The sequence below is a fragment of the Lachnobacterium bovis DSM 14045 genome (genome assembly GCF_900107245.1).
Taxonomy (GTDB): Bacteria; Bacillota; Clostridia; order Lachnospirales; family Lachnospiraceae; genus Roseburia; species Roseburia bovis.
This window is the reverse complement of record NZ_FNPG01000006.1, coordinates 6,291-27,799: the sequence shown is the minus strand read 5'-3', so window position 1 is coordinate 27,799 and position 21,509 is coordinate 6,291. Positions and strand designations below refer to the sequence as shown.

Annotated in this window: 16 protein-coding genes, 2 tRNA genes and 1 pseudogene; 4 read left to right on the top strand and 15 right to left on the bottom strand. The window is 30.0% G+C overall.

Going from position 1 to position 21,509, the window contains the following annotated elements; translation table 11 throughout:
- Positions 1–41: 41 nt before the first annotated feature.
- From BLV79_RS02210 to BLV79_RS02160, 11 genes and pseudogenes are all read right to left on the bottom strand, one after another.
- Positions 42–114: transfer RNA gene (locus BLV79_RS02210), tRNA-Met, on the bottom strand.
- Between the two features lie 141 nt (positions 115–255).
- Positions 256–1,101: a 16S rRNA (cytidine(1402)-2'-O)-methyltransferase gene (rsmI, locus tag BLV79_RS02205; protein WP_074715802.1), complete on the bottom strand. Its 846-nt coding sequence runs from the start codon at positions 1,099–1,101 to the stop codon at positions 256–258.
- Positions 1,102–1,114: 13 nt separating this feature from the next.
- Positions 1,115–1,858, bottom strand: a complete 744-nt coding sequence (locus BLV79_RS02200) for a tRNA1(Val) (adenine(37)-N6)-methyltransferase (RefSeq protein ID WP_173335063.1) — start codon at positions 1,856–1,858, stop codon at positions 1,115–1,117.
- A gap of 621 nt (positions 1,859–2,479) precedes the next feature.
- Positions 2,480–3,367: pseudogene (locus BLV79_RS13265) on the bottom strand (PSP1 domain-containing protein); the annotation flags it as partial.
- Position 3,368: 1 nt separating this feature from the next.
- Positions 3,369–4,358, bottom strand: a complete 990-nt coding sequence (gene holB, locus BLV79_RS02190; RefSeq protein WP_074715800.1) for a DNA polymerase III subunit delta' — start codon at positions 4,356–4,358, stop codon at positions 3,369–3,371.
- A 44-nt stretch (positions 4,359–4,402) separates the two neighbouring features.
- The gene (locus tag BLV79_RS02185; RefSeq protein WP_074715798.1) at positions 4,403–4,843 is read right to left on the bottom strand and encodes a YaaR family protein; all 441 of its coding nucleotides are present in this window, start codon (positions 4,841–4,843) and stop codon (positions 4,403–4,405) included.
- Positions 4,844–4,910: 67 nt separating this feature from the next.
- Positions 4,911–5,498 (bottom strand): nucleoside/nucleotide kinase family protein, encoded by a 588-nt coding sequence (locus tag BLV79_RS02180; RefSeq protein WP_074715796.1) that lies wholly within the window; start codon positions 5,496–5,498, stop codon positions 4,911–4,913.
- 26 nt (positions 5,499–5,524) lie between these two features.
- Complete coding sequence (locus BLV79_RS02175) at positions 5,525–6,946, bottom strand: aminotransferase class I/II-fold pyridoxal phosphate-dependent enzyme (protein WP_074715794.1); 1,422 nt, start codon at positions 6,944–6,946, stop codon at positions 5,525–5,527.
- Positions 6,947–7,020: 74 nt separating this feature from the next.
- A complete protein-coding gene (locus BLV79_RS02170) occupies positions 7,021–7,953 on the bottom strand; it encodes a hypothetical protein (RefSeq protein ID WP_074715792.1) in 933 nt (310 codons plus the stop codon).
- A gap of 36 nt (positions 7,954–7,989) precedes the next feature.
- The gene (locus tag BLV79_RS02165) at positions 7,990–8,616 is read right to left on the bottom strand and encodes a type IV toxin-antitoxin system AbiEi family antitoxin domain-containing protein (protein WP_083354402.1); all 627 of its coding nucleotides are present in this window, start codon (positions 8,614–8,616) and stop codon (positions 7,990–7,992) included.
- 302 nt (positions 8,617–8,918) lie between these two features.
- Entirely contained in the window at positions 8,919–10,961 is a 2,043-nt protein-coding gene (locus BLV79_RS02160; protein ID WP_083354401.1) for a pectate lyase family protein, read from the bottom strand.
- 319 nt (positions 10,962–11,280) lie between these two features.
- Between BLV79_RS02160 and BLV79_RS02150 the strand changes: the two genes are divergently transcribed.
- Complete coding sequence (locus BLV79_RS02150) at positions 11,281–12,315, top strand: 3-deoxy-7-phosphoheptulonate synthase (protein WP_074715790.1); 1,035 nt, start codon at positions 11,281–11,283, stop codon at positions 12,313–12,315.
- Between the two features lie 264 nt (positions 12,316–12,579).
- The gene (locus BLV79_RS02145) at positions 12,580–13,086 is read left to right on the top strand and encodes a hypothetical protein (RefSeq protein ID WP_074715788.1); all 507 of its coding nucleotides are present in this window, start codon (positions 12,580–12,582) and stop codon (positions 13,084–13,086) included.
- A 193-nt stretch (positions 13,087–13,279) separates the two neighbouring features.
- Here the strand turns inward: BLV79_RS02145 and BLV79_RS02140 are convergent, their stop codons facing one another.
- Positions 13,280–14,533, bottom strand: coding sequence for a D-alanyl-D-alanine carboxypeptidase family protein (locus BLV79_RS02140; RefSeq protein WP_074715787.1), 1,254 nt, complete (start codon positions 14,531–14,533; stop codon positions 13,280–13,282).
- 218 nt (positions 14,534–14,751) lie between these two features.
- Here BLV79_RS02140 and trmB point away from each other — a divergent pair, with 218 nt between their 5' ends.
- Complete coding sequence (trmB, locus tag BLV79_RS02135; protein WP_074715786.1) at positions 14,752–15,396, top strand: tRNA (guanosine(46)-N7)-methyltransferase TrmB; 645 nt, start codon at positions 14,752–14,754, stop codon at positions 15,394–15,396.
- 233 nt (positions 15,397–15,629) lie between these two features.
- On the opposite strand, the gene BLV79_RS02130 is transcribed toward trmB, so the two are convergent.
- The 3 genes from BLV79_RS02130 to BLV79_RS02120 all read right to left on the bottom strand — a co-directional run bounded on the left by BLV79_RS02130 (position 15,630) and on the right by BLV79_RS02120 (position 19,758).
- Positions 15,630–16,847 (bottom strand): iron-containing alcohol dehydrogenase, encoded by a 1,218-nt coding sequence (locus BLV79_RS02130; protein WP_074715784.1) that lies wholly within the window; start codon positions 16,845–16,847, stop codon positions 15,630–15,632.
- Positions 16,848–17,412: 565 nt separating this feature from the next.
- Positions 17,413–19,443, bottom strand: coding sequence for a YgiQ family radical SAM protein (locus BLV79_RS02125; protein ID WP_074715782.1), 2,031 nt, complete (start codon positions 19,441–19,443; stop codon positions 17,413–17,415).
- A 242-nt stretch (positions 19,444–19,685) separates the two neighbouring features.
- Positions 19,686–19,758: transfer RNA gene (locus BLV79_RS02120), tRNA-Lys, on the bottom strand.
- A gap of 255 nt (positions 19,759–20,013) precedes the next feature.
- On the opposite strand from BLV79_RS02120, the gene pepT reads away from it, so the two are divergent.
- A complete protein-coding gene (pepT, locus tag BLV79_RS02115; protein ID WP_074715780.1) occupies positions 20,014–21,240 on the top strand; it encodes a peptidase T in 1,227 nt (408 codons plus the stop codon).
- Positions 21,241–21,509 lie beyond the last annotated feature (269 nt).

Genomic DNA, 21,509 nt, shown 5'->3' with positions numbered 1-21,509 from the left:
TTTTCACAAAAAAAAAGTGGCCTTAGAAAAGCCACTCATAGTTGCGGGAATAGGACTTGAACCTATAACCTTCGGGTTATGAGCCCGACGAGCTTCCAATTGCTCCATCCCGCGTTATCAACCTCAACAAACATATTGTACTACTTTATTTTCGTGCTGTCAACTTTGAAATCTTTATATATCTTCAAAAATTATATAATTTCAAACTTTTAACCTTCTTAAAAAATATTTATACAACTCGAATATTCCTACAATTTATTTATCTTCAAGCAATGATTGATAAACATCTCTTTTTTTCATTCCACGATCTTTTGCTACTTTTTTCATAGCTTCTTTATGATCTACACCTTGTTTTTCGTAATAATCCATATGTTCCTGGATTGACATTTCTTTCCATTCATTTTGCTTATCTTTAATTATATCTTCGAATTCTCGACCAGCTATAACCATCACATACTCTCCACGGGGTGAATTTTCTTTATAATACTCTAACAAATCATCAAATGTTGTTCGAACCTTTGTCTCGTGTTTTTTTGTTAATTCTTTGCAAATGGTAAGATTTCGATTTCCTAAATATTCTTTTAGCTGCTCTATTGTTTTTACCAAATGATGAGGTGCTTCATAAATAATTATAGTCCTTGTTTCGTTTTTTAATTCTTCAAGAACCTGCACTCTTTGTTTTTTATCTCTTGGCAAGAAAGCTTCAAATGCAAATCTTCTTGTTTTTTGTCCTGACATTGTAAGTGCTGTTACGCATGCGACTGCGCCAGGTAAAGATGTAACAGGAACACCTTGCTCATAACAAATCCTCACTATATCTTCACCTGGATCAGAAATTCCCGGAGTACCAGCATCTGTTATTAATGCAATATTTTTTCCTTCTTTTAGCTTTTCAACTAAATAATATGCTTTTTCAATTTTATTAAACTCATGATAACTTGTCATCGGAGTTTTTATTTCAAAATGGTTTAATAGCTTAATCGAATTACGTGTATCTTCTGCTGCAATTAAGTCTACTTCATTTAAAGTTCTTAAAACTCTAAATGTTATATCTTCTAAATTACCAATTGGAGTTGCACACAAATATAATGTTCCTATCATACAATCTCTCTTTCTAATTATTATAAATATCTAAAATTTCATTAGTATAACTTCCGTCTTTGTTATAAACAATAAGTGGAGGTTCAACTGTCATTCTACTTTTTGCACCTCTGACACCTTCTATCAAAACCATATTTGGTTCTTTGTCAACATACGGATAAACTAATCTTATTCTTTTAGGTTCAATACGATACTTAACCATTTCACTTAAAATTTCTGCTAGTCTAAATGGTCTATGAACCATATATAATTTTCCCTTAGGTTTTAATAGTCTTGCGCTTTCTCGTAGTAAATCTTCTAAATTACAAAGCACCTCATGACGCGCAATTGTTTTAGCATCATTTCCGTTTTGTAAACCATGTTGCCCTATCATATATGGTGGATTAGATGTTACAACATCAAAAGAAGATGCTCCAAAACGACTCGAAACATCTTTTATATCACCTTCTATAATATGTATCTTATCTTCTAAGGCATTAAGCTTAACACTTCTGCTTGCCATATCTGCACTATCTTTTTGAATTTCTAAGCCATAAAACTCTCTACCATAGCCTCTTGCTTCCATAAGAATAGGAATAATTCCCGTACCCGTTCCTAAATCAATAACCCTGGCGTTTTCTTTTGCTCGGGCAAATGCAGATAACAAAACTGCATCCATCCCGAAACAAAATCTATTTTTATCTTGAATAATCTTATAGCCTTTTCTTTGTAAATCATCTACCCTTTCGTTTTCATGGATAAATGTATTTTCTATCATTTTTGTTTAATCCTCTCGCTTGTTATTACGAAAATTTTTCTTATTTTTTCCATGGAATTCTTTTTTTCCACGATGTGATGGTTTCCCACCCTTTGAAAATTTCTCATTTGTATCGCTATTTTTCTTTCCTTTGTTATTAGGATTCTTTCTATAGCGATGTTTTGTTTTATTTGGTGCAAAATCGTTTTCTTCATGATTTGAATAACTCTTGCCCCAAGTATTATGATAACCACCGTTAGTATTTTCTGAATCAGAAGAGTTGTAATCCTGCTTCATATTTTTATTTCTTAAGCGACGATCACCTCTTGTTTTTTTTCTTGAATGATTTTTCTTATTTTCCTCAGAAAAAATCTTAGATTCTTCTTCAAAAATTTCATTTATCTGTGGTTTAATTGGAATATTTATATCAAATTCGTCTTTTTTGATATTCTTTATTTTCTCAGCTACATTTTCAATTGCCTTCTCTTTACGCTTTGTTTCTGAGAAAAATTTATTCTCATTTTTATTTTCAAAAAAGCTATCATTTTTTTGTTCTGCTTTTTTCTCTTGCTGCTTTTCTTGATTTTTTTTCTTGTCCTTTTTTTCTTTTTTATTCTTTTTATTTGAATTAGAAGTTTCTATTGTTTTCTCTTCAGTATCTTCTAAATCCTTTAATTCTGCAAGTTCTTCTTCAGTAACTTTTACAACTTTTTTCTTTGTTGATTTAAATGAGATTTCATCAACTTTATAGTCACGTAACTCTTTTACATCACCGTTTTCCACCAAAACTTTTACAGTTTGTCGTAAAACACTCATGCCTGTAACTTCTCCCTTAAAGCCATCATAAGTTGTTACAATATCACCAACAACCGGTAATTTACTATTCAAATACTCATATGTTTCTTGTTCATTTTTTAGACAACACATAAGTCTTCCGCATACACCAGAAATTTTTGCAGGATTTAATGATAAATTCTGTTCTTTTGCCATTTTTATCGATACTGGTGCAAAATCAAATAAAAAGGTTTTACAACATAATTCTCTACCACAAATTCCTATTCCACCCATAATTTTTGCTTCATCTCGAACACCAATCTGTCTCAACTCAATTCTTGTTCTAAAAATTGCTGCCAAATCTTTTACGAGTTCTCTAAAGTCAATTCTTCCATCTGCTGTAAAATAAAACAACAATTTATTATTGTCAAAAGTATACTCTGCATCAACTAATTTCATTTCTAAGCCGTGCTTTTCTATCTTTTCTTTACAGATTACGAAAGCTTCTTTTTCTTTTCTTTTATTTTCTTCTACTATTAAGTCATCTTCTTCTGTTGCAATTCTAATAACGGGTTTTAATGGTTGAACCACTTTTTCATCTTCTACTTCTCTATTTCCTAATAGAACCGTTCCCATTTCTATTCCTCTTGCAGTTTCTACTATTACATGCATTGGTGGCTCCAACTGAAAACCTGCTGTAGCGAAATAATAAATTTTCCCCGCGTTTCTAAACCTAATACCTACTATTTCTGTCATTTTAATTCTCCTTAATTGCAAGTAGTAACAATTCTATAACCAAGTCAAAATTTACGTTTGCCCTTATTCTGATTTTTGCCTTTTCTAAAGCATTAACGATATTTTCAATTCCAGCGTATGAATGTTTCTCTACTTGTCTTTTAATTTCATAAACTTCTTCCTTAAAAATTAATCCATTTACATCTCCTGTTGCTTTAAAATACAATATATCTCTATACCATGTCATCATTAAATCAAAGTAGTCACCAATTTCTAATTTATATTCTGTAATTTTTTTTACAGCTTGACCCATTTCATATAAATCAATTTCGCCTACTCTTTTTACAAGTTGTAAAACAGATGCTTTTAATTCGTTAAATTCTGGAGATCTTGCAAGCTGAATAGCTTTTCCAACGTTCCCCTGTGAAAAAGCAGCACATACCTCAGCCTGATAATCCGGAATTCTATAATTTTTCATAAGATAATCTACAATTACATCTTTTCTTACAACTTTAAGATCTAATTTAATACATCTTGATAAGATTGTTGGTAAAAACAAATCTGCATTGGTGGTCAATAAAATAATAATTGCATATGCTGGTGGTTCTTCTATAGTTTTTAACAGAGCATTCTGTGATTGTATATTCATTTTTTCCGCTTCATCAACTATGTACACCTTATACTTACTATTATATGGTTTAATTGCTATATCATTATTAAGCTGTAAACGTATATCGTCTACGCTTATTGTATTTGGTTTTTCATGTGTTACATATATCACATCAGGATGATTATGTCCTAGAACCTGTTTGCATGAATGACACTCCATACACCCTTCTGTATCGTTATTCTCACACATAAGAGCAAGCGCAAATGCCTCTGCTAACATTTTTTTCCCAGAAGAATCCGGTCCATTAAAAATATATGCGTGTGAAACTTTATCTAATTTAATTGCATTTTGTAAATGCTCTACAATTTTTTCATGCCCTACTATATCTTTAAATCCAGCCATAATAAATACCTACCTATCCTATTTCTACTACTTTTTCCGACAAATCACGTCAAAATATCAAGAAGTAATCCTTCGATTTCTCCTATTTTACTAAGTATTTCTATGTGATTTGATTCATCTTTTACAAGCTCGCCTGCTAATTCATCAAGATTTTCATCTATTAATTTAATAATTCCATACACTCTGTGTCTTCCTTTTCTATCAAGGAAATTTTCTCTTGAAAACTTGTGTGAACGATATACCACTTCGTTGAGGAAATCTTTTATCATTCCTCTATATCTTTTCATATCTCTAATGTCCATATGCTGAGCAATTCTGTTTCCTTGTGCAGTAATGTCATTTAACAATGTTTCAATTCTCTGCTGCAGCTGCGCATCATCTATCGCACTTGACAAAGTAAACTTAAATGATCCATCTGTATTTTCAACCTTTACTGTATCTGGCACTTGTGAAACTTGTTGAACATTATTAACCTTGATATCCAATATTATCACCTCACTTATTTAAATACAACTACTTAAATATTTTCTGCGAAGCCAACACATAAAAAAACTATCTGTTACTGTTAATATATGAAACTATTTCTTCAACTGTCTCTTGTAAATCATTATTCATAAAAACCCTATCCACCATTGCATTGTTTAGATTTTCTTTAGAAAAGTCCTTTTGATCTGCTAGAAATCTTCGACACATTTCTTCATATCGTGGAGAACTTTGTTTACGTTCTCTCTCTAGCGCACGAGCTAGTCTTTCGCCATCTTCTACTTCAATATATATCGGAATAACTCTACCAACACCATAATATTTTCTAAGCGAAATAAAAGTTTCAAGCGTGCCAATCAAAAGATAACTATTCTCATCTAAATCAATTTGTCCATCATCGGCTGTAAAATATTTCCAAATCCCATGAACAGTTTTATATTCTCGCAATTCAATTATTTTATTTTGTTTGTTTAATTGTGTCACTTTTTCTTCATCACAAAAATAATATTCTCTACCATTTTGTTCTCCAACTCTTACAGGTCGAGTTGTATACGGTATAATTTTCTTGAGATTGAAGTCTTTTCTATTTATTAAAGTTCGGTAAATAGAATCTTTACCCGTTGAACTTTTTCCCATAATACAAAAAATTTTATTCATATTCTTGCCCTTTAAGTATAATATAGTTATTTTGTAATGACAACTTCAATTCCATCTGAATGAGGTAAACCACATAAATTCAGCTTTAAATCAATGCATCTTTTTATATTAGAAACAACCTCTGATGAAATTATTTCTCCCGGAACTAAAATAGGTATTCCAGGAGGATATAAAAACACATAATCTTTTGAGATTTTACCCACAGAATCATCCAATTTCACTTCAATATGTTCTTTTTCTTCTGCTTGATGAATTTCCATTGCTTTTTTATTGGAAATATATATTTTTTTCACAAAATCATAATTATCTTCTTCATAATCTGGTTTTTTCCCAATATACTTCTTATCTATTTCTTTTAAAGCAAAAGATAACCTTTCAAATCCTTCTTCTGAATCTAAAATACTCGTCATCGCAACAACATAGTTTCCTGAACACATCTCCATTTGTAAATGGTATTTATCCAGTAAAATAGTGTATAATTCTACTCCTGTCAGATTCGTTTTTCCTGTAAAAATAAGGATTTTTCCAAAATCAAAATCAAATGCTTCTTTCTTAGAAAAATCTTCTTTTTTCACTATTCTCAAATTTTGAATATCACTTATATTTTTATAGAAGTTATCGAGTTTTTTTGAATAATTATCAAATAAACGTTGCCTATCATTTTTTATCATCAGAAGACTTTTCTCAATTCCTGACATTAAAATATATGACGGCGAACTTGTTTCATATATTCCCAAAAATTTTCTTATTTTATCAATTGAAACTCTATCACTACAAACATGTAATAGAGCTGTTTGTGTAAATGCAGCAAGTGTTTTATGTACGCTAACAATTACAATATCTGCTCCTAACCCTACAGCATTTTGAGGAAATCTCTTAGAAAAACCAAAATGTGCCCCATGAGCTTCATCAACAATAAGTACTGCTCCATATTTATGTGATATTTCTGCAATTTTCTTCACATCCGAAACCACTCCATCATAAGTTGGCGAAGTAATTACAACAGCAGATATATTCTTATTGTTTTTTAGTTCTTCTTCTATCCTCTCTGGTTCAATACATCCTTGTATTCCTAAATGAGTAACTTCCGGCATAACGTAAGTTGCTTTTAAATCTCTTAAAAAAATACCATTATACACCGATTTATGGGAATTTCTTGCTACTAATATTTCTCCATCTTTATCCACTGCTGCAGAAATAGCAGATAAAATTCCACACGTACTACCATTAATCAAGTAAAACGATTCCCTCGCTCCATACAAGTCAGCTGCCATTTTTTGAGATTGTTTTATTACATTACAAGCATCATGTAAATTGTCAAATCCATCTATTTCCGTTATATCAATCTCATATGGATTAGCAAAATCTATGTTTTTTCTCTTATGCCCCGGCATATGAAAAGGATAATAGTCACTATCCCTGTATTTTAATAACTTATCGTATAACAAATTTTTTTCCTCTCAAATCTTTGGTTCATACCTTCTTATTATAACATTTTTGCACAAATTTGAGTGAAAATCTTTTATCCAAGAAATCTGTTGAGGCCTGGCATCCAATCCTTTACAAAAACGCTGTTTTTACAATATGCATTCCAAATTGGATCTATAAAACTTACTATTCTATCCATCACAACTTCCCATGAATCAGATTCTATTTTTTTATTATGTAAAAACTTATCCCATCTTTTTCGCATATATGAATAGTTTTTGTATTCTTTTAGTTTTTCAACATATTGTATTTTTTTAGTTTTTTCATTTGATATTGACTTAGCATACTCCATCAAATGCATTCCACTTAATGATTGTTTTTTTAATATTTCATTTAATGTATAGTAAGCATTCATACTATCAATAAGTTCAAGTTTTCCTAATATTTCAAACATCTCATCAATTGCCAAACGTTCTCTTGGGTATATTAAAATGTCTATATCTTTTTTTGAACCTATTGCATCTACATCAAGAAAATAAAACTTATAACTCATGTATTCCTTTTTAAAACTCATTGTAGATATCTGGCGAATATGCAATGTAATTGGAATCTTCATCTGTTCGTAAACTGCTTCAAGATTCCATTGTGCATCATCTTCTTGATAAAAAAACTCCGCATTCCATTTAATTGGACTATCTTTATCATTTTTCATAATTCTGATTAACATCTTTTTTGAAAAATCGAATTCTAAGTCTTGTATACAGAGTTCTTTTTTGGGATTATTTCTTCCATATATTGCCTTTTTTTTATTTTTTATATAATAAAAGTTCAAACTTTCTCCTACTGTGTTACTTTCTACATTTACAACCAAAGGGTTTATCAAATAAAGGTTTTCTCTATATTCGGACGTATAAATTCTTTTCAATACTTCTTCAAGTGCTAAATATCTAAGCGCTAATGAGTAACTGATTTTTAATTGTCCACTTTTTTCCTTGATTTTGGTACTCTTTTCCACACCTATCTTCATTTATCCACCCCTTTTGTTGAATCTTATTGAATCAATTTAAATCCATACTCCAATCATTGTTTGTACTTTTCGTAGCACCTTTCTTTCTCTTGCATATTCCATCAAACGACATACATCTTTGTCTTCATCTGTAATATACGACTGTAGTGCTTCTTTAAAATCCTGCCTTTCAAGCTTTCCTTCGTATTTCAGACAATCACATATTAATCTTTCTTTATCATATATCCGAAATTTACAACCTTCAATTTCAATTTCTGTACTACCTAGCTCAAGCACTTCAGGCTCTGTATAATAAGGAATAACCCTTGGATAATCTAGTTTAAAACGAGATTTTGAAGTATTTTTATCAATTGCAACTGACCAGCCAAATGGTTTTCTTGATATGTATCCGTACGCATATAATGCACTTTCCATGCACAATCTTCCATCTGGAAAAAGTTTCGCTACCAATTCTGTTTCAGAAAATCTATCAATTTTATCAGTATAATATCCATTCTTGATTCTAACTATTTCTCCTAAATCAACAAAATCCAAAATAATTCTATAGTCAATACCTAACGTCATTAGATCTTCTTTTTTTGCTATTCCTCCCTCTTCTTCAATAAACTCTTTAACCTTTACAAGCAATTCTTTTCGCCTTTTTACACTCTCCCTATTTGTCATTTTCTTCCGCTCCAATACTTTTTCTTTTATAATAACTTTTTTAAGTTGTATAGTCAATTAAACTTTTTTTGTTTATCTGTAAAATAATTTTTTATCTAACAAACAAATTTATGATATTATAAAATGACTTTTCACTTCTTTTATATTATAAAAAAAAGATTACACCTCCACACATTTTTATGTTTTGGCATAATCTTTTTATTTCATTCCATCTTTGTTTTTAGTTTGTTTTTTAGTTTGTTTTTAATTTGTTTTTTATTCGTTTTTTATAAATGTTTTTTATAAGAATACTTGTATTATTTTTAATCTACTGAATATGCTAATCTACTAGATTTAGAACCTGCATTATTTAATACCCATGTTTTAGCATCATATGAACTTCTTGTTCTATATCCATAATTATTAGCTGGATTCCAATTTACCCTTCCAATATTGTAAATTTTATAACGATTTTGGTCTGTAGTTGATTCATAATCTACAAATTTACTATTATTTCCATTTCCATTTAATGGAGAACCTTCATTATAACCTTTTTCAAATCTATTTTTTTCCGAATAAATTGTACAATTAGTGTATGGTGTAAATCCAATATTGAAGTCATAAATATAGTTGTTATACACATGGAAATTACCATATCTCATAAGACCTGGTGCTCTAGTTATGGTCGAATGAAAATAATTATTGCAAATGGTCATACATGGATATCCGTCATAGGTTCCACCACCATTATCCTGTGGATAACCTAAAATCAATCCATATTTATGTCCACCAAAATTACAACCCGAAATTGTCACAAATGAAGCTTTAACTCCTACATAAACAAATTTGTCAGTATCATTATGATGAATGTTAGCATCTTTATTCATATCATGTCCCGTCCATGTACAATGATCTAACCAATAGTTAGGACCATCTGAAACATACATTTGGATGTCGTCATTATTATTGATTCTTACATCATGACTAAATGTGATGTTTTTATATATATTATTCCCTGAATTAGAAATATTTCTAAAATGAATATTATATAAAGTCTTATTTCCATAAGAACCAATAAATGTTTTGTTTTTTCCAACATTCACTTTTGTTAATGAATTTGCACTAATATTATTATTAATAACTATAGTATATGGAGTTGAGCCTGAAGCGTATCTCTGAAGTTCTGAGACATTGTTTACTTTTACAACCTGTCCTAACACTCCTCCTATTGTACATGCTTTTTCTCTTCCATACATATCTTTAGAATAACCACCGAATCCTTCTAAACCATATGAATTAATTCTAAAACTCTGTGAGGCTGTTTTATTATTTCTAGTAAGTTTAAATCCATTGCCATTAGCTGTTAAAGCAAGGTTTTTATTAGCATAATTTACTAGCGTATAATATAATCCTGTTCCCTGAGCATCGTTTTTTACAGCTTGAATCATCCAATATTGAGCATTATTTGATACACTTCCTGTTGTAACAACACTTGCTCCTTCAGTAGTATTATTGTTGTAAGGCGCAAGAACGTAACCTGTGTTCACATTTACAATTCTAAACACTCCTTGTCCAACATAGTTTATAACCCATCTATTAATTGTCGAATTACTATTATTCGACACAACTTCCTTGTTTAAAGATGATCCGGCCATCATCAATCCATTTTGAGCATTAACAAAATTTAATTCTTGATTTGGAAATGTTCCATCAATCGCAACTTTATTACTTGTGCCACCTTGATTTCCTGAATTTCCAGAGTTACCCGAATTTCCTGCATTGCCAGAATTTCCTGAAGAAGGCCATGGCGCATTTTCAAAATACCAAATCTGGTTATCTCCACCTGTTTTTTTGTATTGAATAACGTTTGCACCATTATTCTTTGATGCCCTATTTACTTCAACACAAGAATTAAAATTAGTTGTTTCTGTCATCAAATAATATCCATTATTATTATCTGCCTTAACTAATTTAAAATTTTGTGCAGAACAACCATTGTTTTTAAATATTCCAATATTTGCTCCGTTTGATGATGACGCATTAGCAACATCTAATGAAACCGAACCTGTCATATCTGTTGCTGGATGAAGTCTGTATGTTCCTGACGAATTTTTTTCGAGAATCCATCTTTGTCCTTCTGCTCCGGTTCCATTTGCCTGAATTACATTTGAGCCACTATTAGAAGAATTATTCGCAACCTGCAAATATAATCCACTATTTTTATTCTTTATATAGTAGATATTTCCTGTACTTGGTTCCACTGCTGCTGCATTAACTTTTGTTGACTGTATTGGTAAAAATAACGAAGTTAAACTTAGCATCATACTCAATACAACAATAAAAAATTTCTTCAATCTTTCTTTCATTTTTATCCTTCCTTCCTGTTTTGTCTTGTAAAAAAGACCATTTAATATTATACTAACATTAATTTATACAAACAAGAAATAATCGTAAAAATTTTAATTTTTGGTAGTCTATCATAAATTTTTTATATTATTTTTGCGTAAAACTTCCAAAAGTTCTATTTTTAAAAATTTCATTTCTATTATTTTATAAAATTCCCCTTTTCAATCGCTATAATACATTATTACTTTAAAGCAAAAAAGCTTGTTTTTTTACAGAAAATAGAATATTATATATTTAATAAAACTTTATTTTATATTTGAATAGATAGGAGATTTTAATATGGAAATGCAAATGAATTTTATTCGTAAGTTACCTACTCCAAAGGAACTTAAAGAACAATATCCACTTGAAGACAAAATCAAACAATTAAAAGAAGCTAGGGACAACGAAATTTTTGATATTTTTTCTGGAAAAAATGATAAATTTATCTTAATCATCGGACCTTGTTCTGCTGATAACGAAGATGCTGTCCTAGATTATATGACACGTCTTGCCAAGGTACAGGAAAAGGTTAAAGATAAAATCTTTATGATTCCTAGAGTTTATACAAATAAACCTCGTACTATCGGCGTTGGTTACAAGGGTATGCTTCACCAGCCTGATCCTGAAAAAGCTGAGGACATGTTAAAAGGAATAATTGCAATTAGACAAATGCATACTCGTGTTGTTAATGAAACTGGATTTACTTGTGCAGAAGAAATGCTTTATCCAAGTAATCACCGTTACTTATCTGATTTACTTTCATATGTAGCAATCGGTGCACGTTCAGTTGAAGATCAATCTCATAGACTTGTCGCTGGTGGAGTTGGTATCCCTGCAGGTATGAAAAACCCAACTGGTGGAGATTTAACTGTAATGATGAACTCAATTATCGCAGCACAAAATGGTTCTAAATTTTTATACCGTGGATGGGAAGTTGAGACAAACGGAAATCCATTCGCTCATGCAATCATGAGAGGTTATGTAGATAAATTTGGTCGCAGCATTCCAAACTACCACTATGAAGATTTAATGACTGTTTTTGATTTATATTCTGAAAAAAATTTAGCAAATCCTGCAATCATCGTAGATTGTAATCATGCAAACTCTGGTAAAAAATACTTAGAGCAAATCAGAATCAGTAAAGATGTATTAAATAGCAAACTAATTTCTCCTGACTTGAACAAAATTGTTAAAGGTCTTATGATTGAAAGTTATATCGAAGATGGAAACCAGAGCATCGGCGAAGGTGTTTACGGAAAATCAATCACTGATCCATGTTTAGGATGGGATAAAACCGAAAAATTAATCTATGAAATTGCTGATTTATTATAATTTGAAGGTTATTTGTTAACATCTTTTTTTACAAAACATTGTTAATTTGTATCATAATTTTACAATAATACTTAATATATTTTTCTAAAAAAAATTACATTACAAGCGCTTATAATCTGTTTTATCATTTTATTAGCGCTTGTTTTTTTTATTTTATAAATTTTATTGAAAGTTTTTCTAATATTCAAGTTTTTTATTGTAATTATCTTTCAGATATTTTATAATTTTTTTATAAAAATTTATCGTTTAATTGGAGGGGGAAAAATGAACGAATCAACAACACGGAAAAATCCATCTCGTGAAAACTGCGAACATGAAATTTTACGCATTTTAAATACAGAAATTAAACAAACTGGAAAAAATACTCATTTTCGAAGTGCCTCTGATTTCATGAAGTATTTTGAATCACTCTATCCCACATCTGGCGCTTTAGCAAAACAAGTTCAACGAGCAGTTAAATCGCTTGATATGCCAAAAGATAAAGATGGATATTTTATTATAAATAAAACAAAACAACAATATGCCAACGAATGTGAAATTTCCAAAATTTTAAAACAAAATAATTCATATCCAATTGGTACCTCTAATTTAGAATGCGTTTTTCTGAATTTACCAACTGATTGTTCAAAATACGTTATAAGTTTATTCAATAAATTAGATTCTTTAAAAGAAACTTACATTACGATAATTGAAACAACTAATGGTATTATGTTTTTGACAGAAAACAAGGATTTATTGTTATCCGAGATAAATGACATTATTAGTCTGTAATCTATTTACCAATAAGCTACAGGGCTTTTTGCTTGAAAATTTATTTATTTTAATAAAAAAGTCCAATACCGCCTTCATAAATGAGATTATTTTTCTCTTTAATGAAAACGGTTCTTGGACTTATTACTATCATTATACATATAGTTATATATAATGTTTCTATAATTCTTATCTATATTTTATCAATATTTTTCTAAATGTACCCTTTCCTCTTTCTATAAATTGTTATTCCGACAAAAATAACAACAATTACAAATATTATTGCAAAGCCAACATTTGCGTCTTTCATATTTTTTTTATTAAGCTTTTTGGGATTAGTTGAAACTTTTTTTTGAGGTATTTTAAAATTTACATTTCCTATCTTTCTTCCTTTATAGTTATATTCTACAACTAAATTCTTACCTACCTTTTTTATTTTTTTTTCAACTTCTTTATAATCAACATTTTTTGGAACAATAATGCATTTATCGCTACTAATTTTATGCTTTTTCCCTTTATACTGAATTGTTTTTTCATAATTTGAAAGTTTCAATATTTTATAATTATTAAAACAGTAATCGAAAAGCCTTATTGTATCTAAATAATGATTCGGTGTTTTTGTGTTTAAGACAACACAACATAATACCATATCATTTCTCTTAGCAAATGTAACAAGCGTCGAATTTGCAACAACTGTATATCCTGTTTTTCCACCTAAGCATCCTTCATAAAGATATTTTTGTGTTTTTCTTGGATAGTACATCATATGATGATTTCTTAAATAAGTTTCTTCTGGATGTTTATTTGTTGCTGGTATAGTATATTTTTTTGTTGACATAATTTTTCTAAATATCGGATTATTATATGCTTCTCTAGAAATTAATGCCATATCATATGCTGTTGTATAGTGCTGATCATCCGGCATACCGTTTGAATTGTTAAAATGTGAATCTTTGCATCCGATTTCTTTTGCTCGTGAATTCATCAAATCAATAAAAGTTCTGTAATTTCCACCTTTTTTGATTCCTACATGTTCAGCCAAAGCATATGCACATTCATTAGCAGACTCTAACATCGAAGCGTATAGACACTGCTCCATTGTTAGCACTTCCCCTTGATCTCGAGCAATATGAGATGCATCAATTTCATTTTTTATTGCATCAGCTGAAAAAGTAACGTTCTCATTCAACTTGCAATTCTCAACTGCAATTAGTGTCGAAAAAATTTTAGTTATACTTGCTGGATAATGTCTTTCATTTATGTTTTTTTCATATAAAATAGCACCTGTATTAACATCCATCACAATTGCATTTGGTGTTTCAATTTCAATTCCAGCTGGCCATTTGTCCTCACCTTCTGCTCTTACTTTACACGAATTTATATTAAACGCCGAAACACTTAATCCCAAAATCGTCGTTGCAAGCATTATTTTCTTGAAAAAATCTCTTTTTTTCCCCCTACTTACCATTATATTACCTCCGCTTTGTCAAAAAACTTTCTTTCTTGTATTAATTTGTCGTACACTATTTAAACTTTACGCATACTTTCACACTTTAATTATACAAATCATATTTTTAAAAAACAATAAAAAAATATTTTTCTTTTTTATTTACTCAAAATATATTACAATATACTAAGTTTTAAAAAGTTATAGTATAAAGAAGATTTATTCAGAAAGGATTTTTTATGAGACTTAGAAACATTCCAGGTGCCACAGAAGCTATTGAAAAAAGTGAATTCTGTATTAATGAACCAATGCTTTTAAAGGGTAAATGGCACGATTTTTTTAAAAATGATAACCCTATACATATCGAAATCGGAATGGGAAAAGGACGATTTTTAATGGATCTTGCGCAAGCCAACCCTAATATTAATTACATTGGCATTGAACGTTACACCTCTGTACTTCTTAGAGCCGTTCAAAAAATGGATGAACTACACTTAGAAAACGTGCATTTTTTATGTATAGATGCCAAAACTTTAAATGAAATTTTTGAAAAAAATGAAGTTGATAAAATATATTTAAATTTTTCCGATCCATGGCCAAAAGACCGTCATGCCAAAAGACGCCTTACATCTCATCAATTTTTAGATGTATATAGCCAGTTTTTAGCAAATGAAGGTTGTATTGAATTTAAAACTGATAATGTTGATTTATTTAATTTTTCACTTGATGAAATTAATGAATCCTCATCTTGGAATTTAGATGCCTACACATTTGATTTACATCATGACGAAAAGATGAATATTGGAAATATAATGACAGAATATGAAGAAAAATTCTCATCAAAAGGGAACAATATATGTAAATTAATTGCTTCTCAAATTTAATAAAAAACAACCCAGGTATCCATTACTACTAATATTTTTATAGAATATAATTGAAAACAAAAATTTTCAAAAATTATAATTTATAAAAATAACTTTTAAGTAAGCAGATAATTTCTGGGTTGTTTTTATTTTTTATACAATTCTCACGTTTTTATTAAAGTTTCCATTTTTTTATTATAGGAAACAAATCATTAATTATAGTATGATTCTTTATTTCAAAAAAGTTTCTTTTTCTAAAAATCAACATCTGTATCATAGTAACAGCATTTTAATAGTTTTTCCATTTCAGCCTGTGTAGGAATTCTTGGATTAGATCCTGTACAAGCGTCACCTATTGCATTTTTTGCAATTTCAGGCAATCTTTCTAAGAATACTTCTTTTGGAACAAATCCTTCTTCTGCTGGTAAACCATCAGCGCCATAATTTTTTATACAATGAGGAATATTCAAATCATCGTTCATTTTACGCAAGAATTTGATCAACAACTCTACTTTTTCTGTAAGAGAATCTCCTCCCAAATGCATGTAATCAGCAATAACTCCATATCTTTCTTTTGCAACTGGATCTTTTGCATTAAATGCAACAACCTTTGGTAAATACATTGCATTTGCTGCTCCATGAATAATATGTGAGCCATAATCAGCAAACGCTGCACCTGTCTTATGTGCCATTGAATGCACAATTCCTAATAACGCATTAGAAAAAGCCATACCTGCTAAACATTGTGCATTGTGCATTTTATCTCTTTTAACCATATCTCCTTTATATGATCCAACTAAATCTCTTTGAATCATTTCTATTGCATGAATTGCAAGAGCATCTGTATAATCACAGTTTGCGGTAGAAACATATGCTTCAATAGCATGTGTCAACGCATCCATGCCTGTATGTGCTATTAATTTCTTTGGCATTGTTTCTGCCAATTCAGGATCAACAATAGCTACATCTGGAGTGATTTCAAAGTCAGCTATTGGATATTTAATTCCCTTATCATAATCTGTTATAATCGAAAATGCTGTAACTTCTGTTGCTGTTCCAGAAGTTGATGATACTGCACAAAAATGAGCTTTTTTTCTTAGTTGTGGAATTCCGAATACTTTGCACATTTCTTCAAATGTAATATCAGGATACTCATATTTAATCCACATAGCTTTTGCTGCATCAATTGGTGATCCACCGCCAATCGCAACAATCCAGTCTGGATTAAATTCTTGCATTACTTTAGCGCCCGCCATAACTGTTTTAACAGATGGATCAGGTTCAATACCATCGATAATTTTTACTTCCATTCCAGCTTTTTTCAAGTATTCTTCAGCTCTATCTAAGAATCCAAAGCGCTTCATAGATCCGCCACCAACACAAATAACTGCTTTTTTTCCTTCAAAATTCTTTAGTTCTTCTAAAGCTCCTTTTCCATGAAAAACATCTCTTGGTAATGTAAATCTTGCCATTGTAAATTCCTCCTACTCTTACTACATTAATAAAACCCCATTTTAATATAATTCTAACTTATTTTTCGATATATAAAATTGGCATTAGTAGTATATTGTTTTATATTTACAATTTTTCTCTCGAAAAATACACTCTTATTGTACTACACTTTATATTTTTTTTGAATATCTTCTGTTAATTTTATGTTTTTTCAGATATTTTTCACATATTTTTTATGTGATTTTTATATGATTTTACTGTATCTTTTTTTTATATTTTTTTAAAACGCTAAAAAGTTTCTAAATCATTCTACAAAAGTTTTTTTGCTAGTTGTCAGACAATATAAATATTTTCTTTTTTTTTAAAAAATTACATGAAGCAAGCACAAAGGAATACTACAGAAGAAGTTTACAGGGAAACTACAAAAATTCACAAGAATAACTTTATTTTCATAACAGTTCAGATTAATATATTTATAAAAAAAGATGTACACTCCATGCTTTCCTAAAAAAACACGAAGATACATCCTTTTCTTTCAAACAATAATAAATCCATTTATATTAACAGTTGTTTTTTACTGCTTTTCTATTTTTTCCTTTTTTTGCTAGTTTTTTTCTTATTAACCAGCTTGTTTTTTCTTGCTTTATTATTATTTTTACTAATACTCATCTTATTTATTTCTGTTTTAGTATTTTTATTATTAATACCAGACTTATTATTTATTTTATTATTTGTTCTCTTATTATTTGTTTTATTCTCCTTATTATCTTTTTGATTATTATTATGTTTATTATGATAATGTCCCGAAAAATTCTTTATTTTTCTTGGAGGAATAAGGCATTTTTCTTCAAAACCAATTAAATCTTCCCTATTTTCTCTAATTAAAGCCTCTTTAACTAAATCATAATTATCCGGATTTCGGTACTGAATTAATGCTCGCTGCATTGCTTTTTCATGTGGATCAGTTGCAACATAAATTTCTTCCATTGTCATAGGATCTAGTTTTGTATAATACATACATGTAGATATCGTACCTGGCGTAGGATAAAAATCCTGAACCTGCTCTGGCATATAACCCAAATCTCTGACATATTCCGCTAAAGCTATTGCATCTTTTAACGTACTACCCGGATGAGATGACATTAAGTAAGGAACAATGTACTGATCTTTATTTAACTTTTTATTAACTCGAGTAAACTCATCCACAAATTTATTATATATATCAACCCCCGGTTTACCCATTCTTTTTAAAACATTATCACTAATATGCTCTGGTGCAACACGTAACTGTCCACTAACATGATATTTACACAATTCCGATAAAAACTCTTTATTTTTATCAGCAACCAAATAGTCAAATCTAAATCCGGATCTAACAAAAACTTTTTTAACACCGTCGAGATTTCTTATTTTTCTCAAAAGTTCAATATAATCACTGTGATCTACTTCTAGATTTGGGCAAGGCTTAGGAAATAGACACTGTCTGTTTTTACAAGCGCCAAATCTTGTCTGTTTTTTACACGCAGGCTTTCTAAATTCCGCTGTAGGACCTCCAACATCGTGGATATATCCCTTAAAATCAGAATCTTGTATGCATTGCTTTGCTTCCTTTATAATAGATTCATGACTTCTTGTCTGAATTATTCTTCCCTCATGAAAAGTTAAAGCACAAAAATTACAACCTCCATAACATCCTCTATTAGATGTTAAACTAAATTTTATTTCAGATAAAGCTGGAATTCCACCATCTTTTTCGTATTTAGGATGATAATTTCTCATAAAAGGTAAATTATAAACATCATCCATTTCCATCTGTGTAAGTGGTTTTGCAGGAGGATTCTGTACTATAAACATTTTTCCGTCATAAGCCTCATACAATCTTTTGGCTTGAAATGGATCTGTATTTTGATACTGAATCGCAAAACTCTCAGCATATTTCCTTTTATTTAACTTAATCTCTTCAAAATCTGGAAGCCTAATAGCATCATAAATATCTTCCTCTCTACGAGTTTTATAAACTGTTCCGTTGACAAAAGTAATATCTTTAATATCAATCCCACTAGCTAGCGCATCAGCAATTTCAATTATACTATGTTCTCCCATTCCATATGAAATTATATCTGCACCTGAGTCTAATAGAATTGAACGTCTTACTTTATTCGACCAATAATCATAATGTCCTAATCTTCTAAGACTCGCCTCTATTCCACCTATAATAATAGGTGTATGTTTATAAACTTGTCGAATCAAATTACAGTACACAATAACAGCATAGTCCGGACGTTTTCCCATAACTCCACCAGGACTATAAGCATCCTTACTACGATGTTTCTTGTTAACCGTATAGTGATTGACCATTGAATCCATATTTCCTGCCGATACCATAAAACCATATTTTGGTTCGCCATACTCCATTATGCTCTCTGGATTTTTCCAATCTGGTTGGCAAATCAATCCAACTTTATAACCATATGCTTCTAACATTCTACATATAATTGCACTTCCAAAACTCGAATGATCAACATACGCATCACCAGAAACATACACAAAGTCTAATTGATCAATTCCTTCTTCTAACATATCTTTTCTACAAATAGGTAAATATCCGCGACTCATAAATCTCCAATCTAAAAACCAAAAATCTAATTATTATTCTTAACCATTTGATTTAAACGACAACATTGAATTGTTTTTTATACACACACAATTACTATTTTACAGTGTAAATATGATTTTTATTGGATATAATTAGATCTTAGTACGACATACAATCGTGTCTTTTTTTTAAATAATTCTTTTTTATATAACAAAAAAAGTACTAACCTGTAACATAATCTGTCCATAATTAGTACTGGTAATGCGTCATCAGGGGTTCGAACCCTGGACACCCTGATTAAGAGTCAGGTGCTCTGCCAGCTGAGCTAATGACGCATATTATTTACTTTTTCGCCTAACGACAAGTATTATTATATACCACTATTTTGTTTTTTGCAATACTTTTTTATAAATTTTTTATTTTTAAAAAGACTAATTTTGTATATTATTCACCCAATTTCTGTATTATAATATATTCTGTGGTTCTATTCACAACATTTAAAAGTTAACCACATTTTTTTGTGGATAAGTAGTCGTTTATCCACATCTTATTAACTTGAAAGGAGATTTATCCACAAGGATATAAACATTATGGCAAAAAAAGTAGAAGAAAGATTTTTAAACTATGTCTCTTATTGGACAACTTCAGATGAAAATAGTAATACTACACCAAGTAGCAAAAGAGAATTTTCTCTTGGCAAAGTTCTTGAAAGCGAATTAAATGATCTTGGACTTTCCAATGTAAAACTAGATGAAAAATGTTACGTATATGGTCTTTTACCAGCGACTCCTGGAATGGAAGACACTAAATCTATTGGTTTTATTTCTCATATGGACACTGCTCCAGATTTTTCTGGTGAAAATATCAAACCTCAAATCATTGAAAAATATGATGGGAAAGACATTTTACTCAAAGGATCAAATACATATTTAAAAACTTCTGATTTTCCTGACTTAAAAACACTAACTGGAAAAACTTTGATCACAACAGACGGTACGACATTGCTTGGCGCTGATGATAAAGCTGGTATTGCTGAAATAATCTCAGCATTAGAATTAATTATTGATAGCAAAACTCCTCACGGCGATATTTGGGTAGCTTTTACTCCTGATGAAGAAATCGGTGCAGGAGCATCTAATTTTGATTTAAATTATTTTAAAGCAGATTACGCATACACAGTCGATGGCGATTATGAAGGTGAAGTTGCTTACGAAAACTTTAACGCAGCAAGTGCAACAATTAAATTTAAAGGTGTTAATGTTCACCCAGGTGAAGCAAAAGATATAATGGTAAACTCAGCTCTCTTAGCTTGCGAATTTGCAAATAAACTTCCAAAAAATGAAGTACCAAGTAAAACATGTGGTCGTGAAGGATTCTTTCATTTAACAGATTTATCTGGCGATGTATCTCATTCAACTTTAAACTATATTATAAGAGATCATGACTTAGAAAAATTCAATGATAAAATAAAATTTTTAGAAAATCTTACAAACGAATTTAATTCAAAATACGGAAATGACACAGTTACAATAAATACATCTATTTCCTATAATAATATGCTTTCTATCATTGAAAAACATATGTATGTAGTTGATTTAGCTAAAGATGCTATAAAATCTGTTGGCCTCGATCCAATTTCAAGACCTGTTCGTGGTGGCACTGACGGAGCAATGTTATCATTTAAAGGGCTTCCATGTCCAAATCTCGGAACTGGTGGATATGGTTTCCATGGTCCTTTTGAACATATCGCACTTGAATCCATGCAGACTGTTGTAAAAATATTAGTTGAAATAGCAAAACATCCTGTTAAAAAATAAAAAAAATTTTTATATTTTTAATTTAAATATATAATTTAAAAAAGAGACTAATATTTCTTGATTTTATAATCAATTATATTAGTCTCTTTTTTTTATTTTACTTCGTCATCAAACATCAAAGCAATTTCATCAGCAGAGAATCTTTCTTCCTGGTTTTGCTCTTCTTCATTTTCTATTGCTGAGTCGATTTCTTTATTTTCTGATTCTAATACCAACTCTTCCTCAGGTTGTATTAATTCTTCTAAATTTATTTCTGGTTCTTCTAGTTC